Origin of the sequence: Candidatus Blochmannia vicinus (assembly GCF_023586525.1) — a bacterium.
Taxonomy (GTDB): domain Bacteria; phylum Pseudomonadota; class Gammaproteobacteria; order Enterobacterales; family Enterobacteriaceae; genus Blochmanniella; species Blochmanniella vicinus.
Genome location: NZ_CP097763.1, coordinates 750,749 through 766,463 on the forward strand (window position 1 = coordinate 750,749; position 15,715 = coordinate 766,463).

Sequence of the window (15,715 nt, forward strand, 5' to 3'; positions counted from 1 at the left end):
ATATACGACGCACTTTATAGATTTAATAAAAATTTTTTATTAAATCTATAATATAATTTCTGCATTTAAAGATTAAAATAATATATATAGTAATAATACCTAAAAAAAACCAGGAGGTTCCAAACCTTGCATACGGCGTCAAACCTGTAGTTGGAACAACTGTATCACTAAGCACTGTTGAAGTAAACTGAGGAAGTTTCGCTTGAATAGAACCATCCGCATTTACAATAGCAGTAACTCCATTGTTAGTACTACATAATAAAGGCCTTCCCAATTCTAAAGCACGCATGCGAGCCATTTGAAAATGTTGCCATGGGCCAATAGAATTTCCAAACCATGCGTTGTTTGCAACAGTTAATAAAAAATCAGTATCAGGTTTAAAATTATCGCGGATTTGCTTATTAAGAATTATTTCATAACAAATAACAGCAGTCATTTTAATAAATGATACAGTCAATTGTGGCTGAAAATAATAACCTTTTTGCATAAAAGGAACAGGAATATTAAATAAACGTAACAATGGACTAAAAAATCTTTGAAATGGAACCCTTTCAGAACATAATACTAGATGATGTTTGTCATACCGATTATGACTCGGATATTTGTAAGGTTTAGAATTTCCAATTACTATAATACTATTATAGTAATTGGAAATATTTTTATCATAACGTATTCCAATAATCCCAGTAATCAGATTTGTTTGATCCTGTCTTAATTGATGATCTAATAATGTTAACACTTGGTCATGATCAATTTCATTTCCTGGGATAGCTGATTCCGGCCAAATAATTATTTTTGTTTTCCCGAGCAAGGGCAAAGTATGATTCAAATATATTTGCATTATTTTTTCTAAATAATTAGCGTCCCACTTTACATGTTGGTCAATATTACCTTGTACTAACGAAACATTGACAGCACGTTGGGGCTGTGTATGATACCATTGTATCCATGTTAAAGGCCACATAAACAACAATATCCCTAAAGATATAACTGTTAACGATAACTGCGCTCTTTTAATGGATACTGCTATTAATACACTTATTAAAACAAGAATAAACGTGATACCTTCTACCCCAAAAATAGGGGCAATGCCTTTGAAAGGCCCATCAATTTGACTATACCCAAACTGTAACCACGGAAATCCAGTAAAAGCATGTCCTCTAATATATTCAATACTTAACCATAATACTGGAGCAGCACCTACTGCATGCCATATAGTTGTATTTAAATGTATTGCCGTAAGTAATACAGAAAACAATATAGGAAACAATGTTAGATATAAAACGAAACAAACAATTAATACAGTATTAACACAACTACACATATTACCAAATTGATCTATACTTATATAAATCCATTGTAGCCCGCTACCAAAAAAACCAATACCCCAAAAAAACGCATACCATATACCTTTTTTCCATGTAGAATCTAAAACTATTTTTAATAAAACAGTTAATGAAATAATACTAGCTGGCCAAAAGTTATATGGAGAAAATCCTAAAATACCAAAAGCTCCAAATAATAATACTATGAACAACCATAAAAATTGTCTGTATTTATAATATGCAGTCACAACAAATATCATGTGTGCAAGTTATTTTTTTTAGATACATGTAATGAATTTTTAGGAATTTGTACAAGTAATTGCATAATACGATGACTATCTGTAAGCGTAACTTTAAATTTATAACCTGAAATGTTTATAGATTCCCCATTTGTAGGTAAATGTCCAAAAGATTGCATCACAAAACCTCCAACAGTATCTATTTCTTCATTATAAAAACAGGTATTAAACATCTTATTGAAATCTATAACAGGAGTTAATGCATTAACAATAAAAGTATATTGGCTTATCTGACGAATATCGCAATTATCTTTATTATCATATTCATCTTCAATTTCACCAACAATCAATTCTAATATGTCCTCAATAGTAATAAGTCCAGACATACCTCCAAATTCATCTATTACAATAGCCATATGACAATGCTGTATACGAAATTCCTGTAACATCCTATCTACACCTTTATGCTCTGGTACTACCAAAGCTGGGCGTAAAATTTTATCAAAATTACATGATTGAGATTTTTTTAATATGAATGGTAATAAATCTTTAGCAATTAAAACTCCTTTAATTCTATCCTGATTACCATGTAATACTGGAAATCTAGAATGTGCAGACTCTATAATAATAGAAAGCTGTTCATCCCAAGATTGAGTATTTTTTAAAAAAATAATTTGTGCCCTAGGCACCATAATATCTCTAACTTTTTGTTCAACAATATCCATAACTCCTTCTAGCATATCTCGAGTATCTGCATCTATCAAAGAATTTTGTTCAAAATCACGTATTAAATTTAGCAAATCATCACGATTTTTAGGAGTACTATGAAAGAGATGATGTAATATGAAAGCAAAAAAGCTCTTTTTACGAATAGAACTAACATTCTCCGTTAAATTATGGTCATTCATAATTTTACTTTATTATATCTTATAAAAAATTTAAATTACCTATGTATAATAGAACAACACGTTTGATATCCACATTGCTGAAGTATACTTATTTCTGTTCGTTTCATTAATATAGCCTCTTCATCAAGAAGATGATTATATCCCAATAAATGCAATGAACCATGAATCATCATATGCGCCCAATGCGCGCTAGTAGATGGCACATTTCTTTTCTTAGATTCATGCTCAATCACTTGGCGACAAAGCACTATATCTCCGAGTAATGGAGATTTAATTCCCAACGGGGATACAAAAGGAAATGATAAAACATTAGTAGGACAATTTTTTCCTAAATAATACCAATTTAAATAACGCATTTCTTTTACATCTACTATACGAATAGTCAATTCTATTTTTTTTTTATATGTAAAAAATATATTGCGCATCCATGATCTAAACAATTTTCTATTAGGTAATCCATGTAAGTTTTTACATGCTAATTGCAAATCAAGAATTATTTGATTATTTGCCATCAATCAATCCTCTTATTACAATGATTATTGTCATCACTATTTATTTCTTTATCATTTTATTTACAACTATTTTCATATTTATTACAACTCATACTTAAAATATTTTTATTGCTATCCCATGCTTCATACGCGTCTATTATCCGAGTTACTATAGAGTGACGTACTGAATCTTCTTTATTAAAAAAATTAAAACTAATATCTTTAATAATAGGCAATACTTTAATAGCATGCTCCAATCCGGATGATTGATTAGATGGTAAATCAATTTGCGTAATATCCCCGGTAATAATTACCGTAGATCGAAATCCAATGCGCGTTAAAAACATTTTCATTTGAGTAATAGTTGTATTTTGACTCTCATCAAGAATAATAACAGAATCGTTCAATGTACGTCCGCGCATGTAAGCCAACGGAGCTACTTCTATTATTTTTTTTTGTATTAATTTCTCTACTCTTTCATATCCAATTATATTGAATAAAGCATCATATAATGGCCGAACATAAGGGTCAGATTTTTGATGAAGATCTCCTGGTAAAAATCCTAATTTCTCTCCTGCTTCAATAGCAGGACGAGTTAAAATAATATGTTTATTTTTTTGACGCTCCAACAAATCTACTGCAGCAGCTATTGCTAGGTACGTTTTTCCAGTTCCTGCAGGCCCTATACCAAAAGTAATATCATGATTGAAAATATTAGAAATATATTGTGCTTGATTTTCTGTACGAGGTTTTATTATTCCATGTTTTGTCTCAATTCTTACTGAAGTATTACTAACTTCTTTTATACATTTTGATTTTTTTTTCAATATTTGGATTTTCTTAACAGTCAAATACATCTGTTCTGGGTTAATATCATTAATCGTTCCGTATTCAGACTCTGTCTCCGAATATAAAGATACTAAAACATCAGTAGCTATTTCAACTGATATTGATGGACCTATTAATCTAAAAAAATTATTGTACCTATTGATAGTAATTCTCAATTGATATTCTAATTGTTTCAAGTTATCATCTAGGGGGCCGCACAGACTTATTAAACGTTTATTGTTGGCTGGTTGCAACCTAATTTCTTTAGTTACTAAATTCAAATATCACTCCTAAATTATCAGAACTAAAATAGTTAACAATACCACCGCATTTAACACCTTTTAAAAATAAATAAAATATTAATAGAAACATGTTATTAAATTATGAAATATAATAAACAACATTATATACTAACATATATAGAATATACAATTATTCATAAAAACTAACCAAATATATTGATATACTTATACAAAGTATAACATATTTAAGGTTAAAATGTTGTCAATCATATATTACAAATATTAACTTATGATTAAACCCATAAAATTTTTAATATTTATTTAAATATATACATTTTTTATGTTATGTATTTTATTCATTAATAATTATTTAGTTATATATAATCCTAACAACATCATTAAATATACATTGCGTATAAATTACTCCTTACATTAAATCATAAAATACTATGAAAAAATTACTTTGTGATGTGTTAATATTTGGCGGCGGTATTATAGGCGCATCCTTAGCATTACGTCTCTCTCAATCTGGAATTAAAGTAATCATAGTAGACCATAAACATCCTGCTCCAATTAAAAAAAAAACAACACCATATATTCGAGTTGCTGCTATTAATTGCGCTTCAGTAGAATTCTTAAAAAAAATCAAGATATGGGAAAAAATTCCTTCTAATTTATGTATTCCATATCATCATTTAGAAGCATGGGAATGGCCATCGGCAAAAATAACCTTTCATTCTTTATCTGTAGGCATTCCTAAAATGGGGTTAATTATTGAAAATAATCGTTTGCAATTGGCATTATGGGAAAATTTTATAAACTTCAAAACAATAACACTATGTTGTCCGGCTGTACTAGTTTCTATGCATTATGACAGTTCTTCTTGGAGATGTCTTCTCGATGACGGCACCATAATCATCAGTCGTCTATTAATAGGAGCTGATGGCATTTATTCCCAAATTCGAAAAAAATTAGGAATCGGAGTAATTGGTTGGAAATATCATCAATGTTGCATGTTACTTACTATCAAAACGGAAAAATACCAATATGGAACAATTTGGCAAATATTCACTCCTTATGGTCCTATAGGGTTTTTACCTCTATATAATCATTGGGGGTCATTAATGTGGTATAACACTCCTGAATATATTCAAAAATTACAACAGTTACCTACAGAAATATTAGAAAAAGAAATTGGAAATAATTTCAAAAACCAATTAGGTAACGTTAAACTATACAATATAACTGTAGCTCCCCTCATTCGTCAACGCGCATACAGTTATATAACTCCAGGAGGAGCATTAGTTGGTGATGCCGCTCATTCTTTGCATCCTTTAGCGGGACAAGGAATAAATTTAGGACTACGAGATGTTGCAAGTTTATCACATTTATTAATTAATTCACGTGTTTTTGATGAATACTCAAGTGTATCAGAAATTTTAATATCCTATCAAAATAACCGTAAATATGATTCCGCCCTAATGCAAACTAGTATAGACTGGCTGTATTTTGTTTTTCATAACAACTTTTGGCCACTTAAAATAGCGAGAAATATTGCATTTATGGCAATTGAACGCTCTACTTACCTAAAGAAAAAGATATTATTATATGCTTTAGGCATATAATAATATCTTTTTCTAATATAACTCCTCCTATCATTATATACATAATGCATAAATCTAATCTATCGTTAATAACAAACCAAGTATAAATATACAAATACATAAAAATATCAAGTATATATACAATTACATCAAATTGCCTTATATCCTATGTAGTAACATTTACATTTAGCAGTCATTAATAATAAATTAAATTTAAAATTAAACATATAAACATTATATATTTTCGTGCAGTTGGTATTATAACTATAATTATAACTACTGGGGCACCAGGATTCGAACCTGGGAATGACGGGATCAAAACCCGCTGCCTTACCGTTTGGCTATGCCCCATTATCATTAAGACATATTCACACGCACGCATATACTTTATATTTTTACATTTCTTCTTTCATTATTCCAACCAATAAATAACATACGGGAGACGAGATTTGAACTCGTACACTTTATCAGTATCAGATCCTAATTCTGACGCGTCTACCTATTTTCGCCACTCCCGCGTGCTGTCTGCTGCTTATATCAATATAGCTACGACGGGACTTGAACCTGTGACCTCAGCATTATGAGTGCTGCGCTCTAACCTACTGAGCTACGTAGCCAAAATTTCGATTGACTTAACCGCAACATTCTTTTATATTCATCTTATTATTTAGATAAATATAATTACTATATAAAATAATACTAATATCATTTTATATATAAAAATTTAGTTTTATTAAAATACAGTAAACTACTCACTAATCTACAGTAACAGAAAATTAAGATTTACCTAAATTACATTTAACAATATTAATACTGCAAATACATAAAGCCATAAAAATTACATATTAACTATTTTACCATTAACAATAGTTTTTTGTATTTTATAGTCCTGATTAAAAACAGTTAAGTTAGCAATTTTATTTATTTCTAAACTACCTAAATAATGGTCCACTCTTATAGCTTTTGCTGGATATAAAGTAGCCATACGCAAAGCTTCGTCCAACGGTATTCCAATATATTCAACGCTATTTTTTATTGCTCGTATCATTGTTAAAGTTGATCCACTCAACACCCCTCTACTGTCCACACACATATTATTATGATGATATATAGTTTTGTTAGAAAAAATAAAATTAGACTTTACTTTACTAGTTCCTGCAGGACTAGTTGCATCAGTTACTAAAATTAAACGATCTCCTTTAATCTTCTTCGCATATCTAATACTAGCCCAGTGAACATGCAACCCATCTGCTATAACACTACAATATATTTCTGGTGTATCAAAAATAGCACCAATAACACCAGGTTCACGAGCAATTAACGGAGGCATAGCATTAAATAAATGAGTTCCAAAACTAACACCACATAAAAAACTAAATCGTGTTTGCTGATAAGTAGCGTTAGAATGTCCAATTGCAATACAAATCCCAGATTTATGTAACTTCTTCACAAACGTCATCTTTAATTGTTCAGGAGCAAGAGTTATCTTTTTAATAACATCACTATTATCACACAAATAATTTACCATTTCTTCTGTTGGCAAACGAATTAATACGGGGTTATGTATACCTCGCCTTCTAACATTTATAAACGGACCTTCTAAATGCAACCCTAAAGCTTGATTTTTATTATGAGACAAAAACCCACGCATAACCTTAACAGCTCTTCTAATCAAAACATCACTACTAGTAATTAATGTTGGAAGAAAGCTAGTACAACCTGAAAACTCATTGGTTATTTGCATTGTTTTCAGCGTGCATATTGATATTGCATTTATATAATCATTAAATTGTATTCCTCCACATCCATTAACTTGTAAATCTATAAATCCAGGTGTCAATATAGACCCTGATAGATCATGTATATCTATATTTTTTGGTAATTCACTAATAGAACAAATAGTTCTAATAATTCCTTTCGAAACTACAAGCGCATGGTCATTAAGAATTTCTTTACCAGTATAAATTTTACTATTAATTAAAGCATACATATTTTAGAAACTATATTGTAATTGTTTTATTATTAATTTCTAATTCTTGAAAATACTTAACCGTTTTTATTTTTAATTCCATAGTTGACAACTCATCACACACCAATATTGATTTTTGATGTAACTGTAAACAACTAATGGGCCACATATGATTAACACTGCCCTCAATTGCCGCTTTTACTGCTTCCGCCTTATTTAGTCCAGTTGCTATTATTATTATTTCTCGTGATTCCAATAATGTAGAAATCCCAATAGTTAATGCAAATTTAGGCACAGAATTAATATTATTATTAAAAAAATTAGCGTTCGACACACGAGTTGCTGTGCTTAAGTTTTTAATTCTAGTACGTGATGTTAAAGAAGAACCCGGTTCATTAAAAGCAAGATGCCCATCATTTCCAACTCCTCCTATAAACAAATGAACACCTCCATACGATTTTATTTTTTCTTCGTACTGTTGACATTCATCTTTAATATTGTCAGAATTTCCATGTAAAACATGGAAATTCCCTTCAGGGATATCAACATGGTTAACAAAATTCGTATATATAAAATTGTGATAACTGTTGGGATCTTCACAAGATAAACCAACATACTCATCCATAGTAAATATTACTACATATTTAAAACTAACTTTACTAGACTGATACAGTGATACAATATTTTTGTAAGTGTTTATGGGTGTTCTACCTGCAGGCAATCCCAATACAAACGGATTTTCAATAGTAGGACTAAAAGAATTAATACGGTAAACAACATAGTGCGCAACCCATTGAGCCACGTGATCGGCAGTATCAAGAAATATAACCCTCATGCTGTATCTCTGTGTTCCATTACATTAATAATTAAATTACTCTATAACAATTTAAAAAATACTTAACAAAAAATAAACACAAAAGTATTTATTTAAACATTATCATTGATACTTATAAATTACCAACAAACACATCGTACATCTTGTTAAAAAATTATTTTAATATATTCTTTCAATTAATAATCACAAAAAATATGCATATAAAATATTATAAAATTATTTAACAATAACTTACTAAGTTTAGTATACAACTTTATAACCCATTATACACAAACCTGTATACATCATGCACATTTATAATTCCAATATAATTTTCATATCTATGCTTATTAGTTCTAGAGACTGTCATTTAAACTCAAAACCAACTAAAATTAGCGAATTATACCAAATACAACGCGATTTACAATAACAAAATAAAATTCATATATATATTATTATATATCTTCCATAAAAATAAATATCTATAAATTACAATTGTAAAATGTTAAATATAAATGGCGTCTAACATATATGCACAAAGATTAATTAATACAATTACGTATTAAATTTATAATAAAAATATGTTTTAACTATAAAAATAAGATTTACGCCGGCATCACTGTTTGCATATTAATAATATGCAAAGCATTATTGTTTGCAACATAAAAATAAAATATATATTAATGAGAAAATTACGGGCATATAAAAAGGATAAACAAAATGAAGATTCTTATTAATTACCGACCTAATTTTATTCACCGAATTATTAATAAAGATTTAAAATCAAAAAAATGTACTAATGTACGTACACGCTTTCCTCCGGAACCCAATGGGTATTTACACATTGGGCATGCTAAAGCCATTTGTCTTAACTTTAATATTGCTCAATATTATCATGGACAATGCAATTTACGATTTGATGATACCAACCCGGAAAAAGAACACAAAGAATATGTTGAAGCTATTAAATATGACATCCAATGGCTTGGATTTATATGGCATGGAGATATACATTATTCATCAGATTATATTAAAGAATTATATAATTACGCTATCAAATTAATCAAAAAAGGATTAGCATACGTAGATGAATTATCCACAGACGAAATCAGAAAATATCGCGGTACATTAACACATCCTGGGAAAAACAGTCCATATCGATCTCGTAGTATTGAAGAAAATTTAATTTATTTTTATAAAATGAAAGAAGGGTATTTTCCAGAAGGCGGCGCTTGTTTACGTGCTAAAATTAATATGTCCTCTCCCTCCATAGTAATGCGAGACCCAGTATTGTATCGTATTAAATATACTCCACATCATCGCATCGGGGGGAGTTGGTGCATATATCCAACATATGATTTTAGTCATTGTATTTCAGACGCAATAGAAGGCATTACTCATTCTTTATGTACTTTAGAATTCCAAGATAATCGCATTTTATATAATTGGATATTAAATAATATTGATATTATTACTCGTCCTACTCAATATGAATTTTCTCGCCTTAATTTAGAATATGTGATTACATCTAAACGTAAACTTAATATATTAGTTACAAAAAAGATAGTTGACGGATGGGACGATCCTCGTATGCCTACCATTTCTGGATTACGACGCAGGGGATATACAGCTAGATCAATTCGTGAATTTTGCTATCGTATCGGAATCAGTAAACAAGAAAGTCAAATAAAATTATCACTTTTAGAATCGTGTATCCGATCAGACTTAAATAAACATGCTCCACGGCTTATGGCAGTAATCAATCCAATAAAAATTATTATTAATAATTTACCTATAGGATATGAAGAAAAAATTGAAGTACCCAACCATCCTAATAACCCTAAAATGGGGATCCGTTATGTAATTTTTAGTCAAGAAATTTTTATTGATCGTCTTGATTTTTGTGAAATATTAAATAACAATAAATTTTATAAATTAACATTAGGTAGAGAAATACGATTAAGATACGCTTATGTCATAAAAGCAGAAAATATCAAAAAAGATAATAATGGGCATATCATTTGCATTTACTGTAGTTATGATCCATACACTTTACATAAAAATCCAATAGACGGTAGAAAAATAACTGGAGTAATTCATTGGGTATCAGCAACAAAAAATGTACCAGCAGAATTTCGTCTGTATGATAAACTATTTACCAACCCTAACCCTTCTATGACGAATCATTTTATAGACAACATTAATCCTAAATCTTTAATAATATCCAAAGGGATTGTTGAAGAAAATATAGTTAAATTTGATAATCTTGGCCCCTATCAAATTGAACGTGAAGGATACTTCATTATAGATAATCAACTTTCTAAAAAATCTTATCTAGTATTTAATAGAACAGTAACCTTAAAAGAATCTAAACACTACTAAAAATAAACTTAAACTATTATACAATAATAATATTCTATTACTATAAATCAAATTGCGTATCTATCACATACGATATTTAAAACCAGATTTATAATAACTTTTTTAATCAGATAAAAATATAGCGATGTGATTACCATTTTATTTCAAGTTAATCTTCATCTCATTACGAATTTGATTAACCCAATGTCGCACACGTATCTCTGTCATTTCAGGCTGACGATCTTCATCAATAGCTAATCCAACAAATTTATCTGTGCTAATTAAACTTTTTGATGTGTTAAAATGATAACCAGACGCAGGCCATGATCCAATCACGATAGCACCATTTTTTAAAATAATATCATATAAGATGCTCATTGCATCGCAAAAATATTCCGAATAATCCTCCTGATCTCCACATCCAAAAATTGCTACTTTTTTTCCAGAAAAATCAATATTTCTTAATACAGGTAAAAAATCATCCCAATCACATTGGGGTTCTCCATAATACCAGGTAGGAATACCAAATAATAATTTGTCGTAATTTTCTATATCTTCTTTAGAACTGACAGCTATATCAAAAACATCTGCAACATCCTGTCCTAATTGTGCTTGAATCATTTTGGCAAGTTTTTCAGTGTTGCCCGTATCGCTACTAAAAAAAATACCTACTGATGCTCCTCTCATAATATTCCAACCTTATATTTATTTTGTACACAAACACCGTTTCTCTATTGTTTAAATCCATTACGTATCCAATCCTATACCTTAAAAAGCACTAAAGGTATTATAATTTCTATATAATACCTTTAGTGCAATATTTAATCAATTCAATAATTACTTATATTACTGTTTATAATTAAATTAAATCTTTGCGACAAATGATAATATCATATATAAAAATTATGATATCTACCAAAAATCAATGAATAATGAATTCATTAATTGCGCTTAATACATCTAATGGATTATCCCAATGTACCCAATGACTTGCATTAGATATCATATGAATACGTGCCTGCGGAAATTGATGGTATATATCATGTAAATAACAATTATCAATATATGAAGACAATGACCCCCTAATAAATAACACTGGACCCCACCAAGTTTGGTATGTATTCCAACCGCTAATATGTTTATAATTATCTCTAATAGATGCAATATTAAACATCCAAGATCCTTGACGGAAAGATTTTAATAGAAATAATATTAATGTCTGATCAATACAATACCTCTGCATAAGATATGCAGCTTCGTCTCTATTTTTTACTCCGGATATACTAACACACTCAATCGCATCAAAAATATTATCATGCTTGTAAATACTATATTTTACTGGAGCTATATCAATAACCACAACCTTACTTACCCGCTCAGCGGCTAACGTACACAGTCTCATCGCAACTTTTCCGCCCATTGAGTAACCAACAACTATACATTTCTTTATTAATAACTGATCAAGTAAGCCCAAAATATCTCTTGCCATTACAGAATAAGTCATAGATTTTGCATGAGGAGAACGACCATGATTACGTAAATCAACTTGTACAACACAGCAATATTGAGCTAAGCTTTCAGCAATTATTCCAAGATTGCTAAGATTACCAAAAAGTCCATGGATCATTACTATTGGTATTCTCTGGTATATAGTTTTAAAAATTCGTAATCTATAATTAAGCTGCATAATATGTATCAACAATAATGACAACATTCAGACATTTTATTAAGCACAATCAAAAAATATGCGTTTTAATATATATTAAAAGTACTCATTTAATCAATATATGCAATTATTTATTAAATATTAGACCAACGACAGTTTTTATAAGATATCATAATATTTACTTAATCATGTAAAATAATCAATTAGAGAGATCTCTATATGAAAACCCACGTTCGCGCTGGAAAACTCGCATCACGTAATGAAACTATTAATACATCTCGATTAATAACACAATATTATACTCTATCTCCAGATCCAAGCAATGAGGCTCATAATATTGTATTTGGCACATCGGGTCATCGTGGAAGTTCCCAGAAATACAGCTTTAACGAAGCACATATATTAGCAATTAGTCAATCAATTGTGAAAATACGTACACAACAAGGTATAACTGGACCATGTTATGTCGGGAAAGATACTCATGCTCTTTCCGAGCCAGCATTTATATCTGTGCTTGAAGTATTAGCAGCTAATTATATTGACGTTATTGTGCAAAAAAAAAACGGTTATACCCCAACTCCTGCTATTTCCCATGCTATTACTCAATATAACAAAAATCATCACAACAATCATACAAAAAAAGCTGATGGCATCATTATTACATCTTCCCATAATCCACCTGAAGATGGCGGAATAAAATATAACTCAATATATGGAGGACCAGCGTCTACTAATATTACTCGTGCAATTGAACGAACTGCTAATAAGTTTTTAATAAATAATTTACAAAATGTATATCGTATAACATTAGATAACGCTTGGAAAAGCGGATATATACATACACAAGATTTTATTCTGAATTATGTAAAAAAACTATCTACAATAATCGATATGAAAGCTATACAAACATCTGGTTTAAAATTAGGGGTACATCCTTTAGGTGGATCAAGTATAGATTATTGGCAAAATATTGCTCAATATTATCAATTAAATCTAAATGTAATCAGTAAAAAAATTGATAAAACTTTTAGCTTTATGCATCTTGATTATGATGGCTGTATCCGAATGGACTGTTCTTCTGAATTTGCAATGACTGGAGTGTTAAAATCATCTAAAAATTTTGACCTAATTTTAGTTAATGACCCTGACTGTGATAGACATGGTATTATCACTCCTTCTGGTTTAATTAAATCCAATTATTACCTCACTATTGCAGCTGATTATCTTTTTAACAATCGTCCATTATGGTGTAATCGTACATTATCTATAGGAAAAACTTATGTATCTAGTAATATGATAAATCGAGTAGCATATAATCTTAATCGTCAACTATTAGAAGTACCAGTGGGTTTTAAATGGTTTGCAAAAGGACTGTTTAACAATTGTTTAGGTTTTGTAGGCGAAGACAGTGCAGGAGCGTCTTTTTTAGATTTTTATTGTTCTCCATGGTCTACTGATAAAGACGGAATGATTATGTGTCTATTGGCAGCTGAAATAATTGCCGTTAGCGACAAATCTTTACAGAAGTATTATAATCAGTTAATTAAAAATTTTGATATATCTAGTTACAATCGTATTCAATTACCCATCAATTATACACAAAAATCCCTTGTTTCTAACACATTATTTAATCAAATTAATATGCTAGAATTAGCGAATGATCCTATCATTAGGATCTTAAATATAGCGCCATTAAAACACCAAATATCCATGAATGGCGTAAAAATAATAACCCACAATGGTTGGGCAGCATGTAGATTATCTGGCACTGAGCCAATATATAAAATTTATTGCGAAAGTTTTTTAAATTGCTCTCATAGAGAGAAGATCGAAAACGAAATAATAGATACCGTCCATTCTATAATAAATACATCTTAAAACAAGGTGCTATAACATAGAAGTTATAGCAAACAATTACTCAACAATAATCACATATCATTAGTTGTTATATTATATATATATTTACAATCTTAAGTTTATTCTTTACATATATTATTCTTAAATAAGAATTACAGTGAACATAACAATCATCAATATTGTTTCCATTTATTTTCTATAATCATAATTCAATACATAATTAATATGTACATTCATAAAAATAAAAAAATATATTTTTTACTACAATTTAGCATTTTATTACGTCTTTCATTCATCCTATAAAATTCATTATATAAGGTCATAGTAAGTATGAGTATTTAAAATATCCATATCTTTTTAAAATAATTTTTATATTTAATACATGAAAATCATGCAAATAACACAAGCCTAATGTTATAATCATTACCATTTCTAATAACATCTATGTATTAAAATCACACACTGTATCAATAATATCTTCAATATATAAATAAATGAATTCATTATTATTTTTTATAAATGATCTTATACATGTTTGAAGCTACTACGCTAAATAATTACAATTTTACATATATCTATTTAAATAATCATAAATACATTTGTTAATAATCAAATTGACTATATGCATAGACAAAAATCAAAATTTTTACTAGTTTTGCAATAAATATATAGATAATCCATTATATAAAAATATAACGTTATGCACAATCAAAACCAATATAAAACTTATTTTTAAGAATAAACAAAAATTGACCTTAATATATTAAAAATAACACAAATACTAATACTGAATAAAAATTAAAAATATTTTTAGACAAGCCTACTTATAACATACTTTTACATGCATTAAAATAATTACAAATTTTGTGGTTATTTATATGAGAAATATTTCGTAATTCTAGTTTCAATAATTTCTAAAGAATTTAATGAAAATCCACTAATACTGTTTATTTATTGTAAAAATACTATCGATATAATTATCTTTATTCATAAACAATAAATTTTTAAAATCTATAAAATCAATAAGTACAAAATCAGAATTACAAAATAAAATATCCATAACCGCTTATTAAATTATTTCTTACTAAATTATACATATCTCTCTCTTCAAGAGAGACTGATGAATACGTCAATTTTTTACAAAATAAATATATATAATCCCTCACTATTTAAATACTACGTTTACTTCCAATATTATGTATTATTGGAAGTAAACGTAGTATTTAAATATCAGTAATATCAACTTAATATATAAGGATAATGTGAAAAATTTTAAAAAACTAAAAATTTTTTCATCTTGAAAATAACATAATTATCAAATTAAATTTTTTGTTATTTTTCACATTATCCTTATATAAACTAATAACTAAAGTTATAATTAATCTTGCCTCATTGTTATAAAATATATTAT

11 protein-coding genes and 3 tRNA genes are annotated in these 15,715 nt (G+C 28.7%); 3 read left to right on the plus strand and 11 right to left on the minus strand.

The window, feature by feature from the left end; translation table 11 throughout:
* Positions 1-22 precede the first annotated feature (22 nt).
* From lnt to M9408_RS03200, 4 genes are read right to left on the minus strand one after another with little or no spacing between them, the layout of a single operon-like run.
* Positions 23-1,585 carry an apolipoprotein N-acyltransferase gene (gene lnt, locus M9408_RS03185; protein WP_250257174.1) on the minus strand — a complete coding sequence of 521 codons (1,563 nt, stop codon included), beginning with the start codon at positions 1,583-1,585 and terminating at the stop codon, positions 23-25.
* Positions 1,582-2,472, minus strand: a complete 891-nt coding sequence (gene corC, locus M9408_RS03190) for a CNNM family magnesium/cobalt transport protein CorC (protein ID WP_250248245.1) — start codon at positions 2,470-2,472, stop codon at positions 1,582-1,584. Before corC ends, lnt begins: the two co-directional genes overlap by 4 nt.
* Positions 2,473-2,507: 35 nt before the next feature.
* Positions 2,508-2,984: an rRNA maturation RNase YbeY gene (ybeY, locus tag M9408_RS03195; protein WP_250257175.1), complete on the minus strand. Its 477-nt coding sequence runs from the start codon at positions 2,982-2,984 to the stop codon at positions 2,508-2,510.
* Positions 2,985-3,040: 56 nt separating this feature from the next.
* A complete protein-coding gene (locus M9408_RS03200) occupies positions 3,041-4,072 on the minus strand; it encodes a PhoH family protein (protein ID WP_250257176.1) in 1,032 nt (343 codons plus the stop codon).
* 410 nt (positions 4,073-4,482) lie between these two features.
* Between M9408_RS03200 and M9408_RS03205 the strand changes: the two genes are divergently transcribed.
* Positions 4,483-5,658, plus strand: coding sequence for an FAD-dependent monooxygenase (locus M9408_RS03205; protein ID WP_250257177.1), 1,176 nt, complete (start codon positions 4,483-4,485; stop codon positions 5,656-5,658).
* Between the two features lie 258 nt (positions 5,659-5,916).
* Here the strand turns inward: M9408_RS03205 and M9408_RS03210 are convergent.
* The 5 genes from M9408_RS03210 to nagB form a co-directional block, all read right to left on the minus strand.
* Positions 5,917-5,988 (minus strand) — tRNA-Gln (locus tag M9408_RS03210).
* Between the two features lie 83 nt (positions 5,989-6,071).
* Positions 6,072-6,155: transfer RNA gene (locus tag M9408_RS03215), tRNA-Leu, on the minus strand.
* A gap of 25 nt (positions 6,156-6,180) precedes the next feature.
* Positions 6,181-6,254, minus strand: a tRNA-Met gene (locus M9408_RS03220).
* 221 nt (positions 6,255-6,475) lie between these two features.
* Complete coding sequence (nagA, locus tag M9408_RS03225; RefSeq protein WP_250257178.1) at positions 6,476-7,627, minus strand: N-acetylglucosamine-6-phosphate deacetylase; 1,152 nt, start codon at positions 7,625-7,627, stop codon at positions 6,476-6,478.
* Between the two features lie 10 nt (positions 7,628-7,637).
* Positions 7,638-8,441, minus strand: a complete 804-nt coding sequence (nagB, locus tag M9408_RS03230; RefSeq protein ID WP_250257179.1) for a glucosamine-6-phosphate deaminase — start codon at positions 8,439-8,441, stop codon at positions 7,638-7,640.
* Between the two features lie 699 nt (positions 8,442-9,140).
* Between nagB and glnS the strand changes: the two genes are divergently transcribed.
* A complete protein-coding gene (gene glnS, locus M9408_RS03235; RefSeq protein WP_250257180.1) occupies positions 9,141-10,802 on the plus strand; it encodes a glutamine--tRNA ligase in 1,662 nt (553 codons plus the stop codon).
* 138 nt (positions 10,803-10,940) lie between these two features.
* Here the strand turns inward: glnS and fldA are convergent, their stop codons facing one another.
* Entirely contained in the window at positions 10,941-11,468 is a 528-nt protein-coding gene (gene fldA, locus M9408_RS03240; protein WP_250257181.1) for a flavodoxin FldA, read from the minus strand.
* A gap of 235 nt (positions 11,469-11,703) precedes the next feature.
* Positions 11,704-12,468 (minus strand): alpha/beta fold hydrolase, encoded by a 765-nt coding sequence (locus tag M9408_RS03245; RefSeq protein ID WP_320411869.1) that lies wholly within the window; start codon positions 12,466-12,468, stop codon positions 11,704-11,706.
* A gap of 198 nt (positions 12,469-12,666) precedes the next feature.
* On the opposite strand from M9408_RS03245, the gene M9408_RS03250 reads away from it, so the two are divergent.
* Positions 12,667-14,325 (plus strand): phosphoglucomutase, encoded by a 1,659-nt coding sequence (locus M9408_RS03250; protein WP_250257183.1) that lies wholly within the window; start codon positions 12,667-12,669, stop codon positions 14,323-14,325.
* The last annotated feature ends 1,390 nt before the right edge of the window (positions 14,326-15,715 follow it).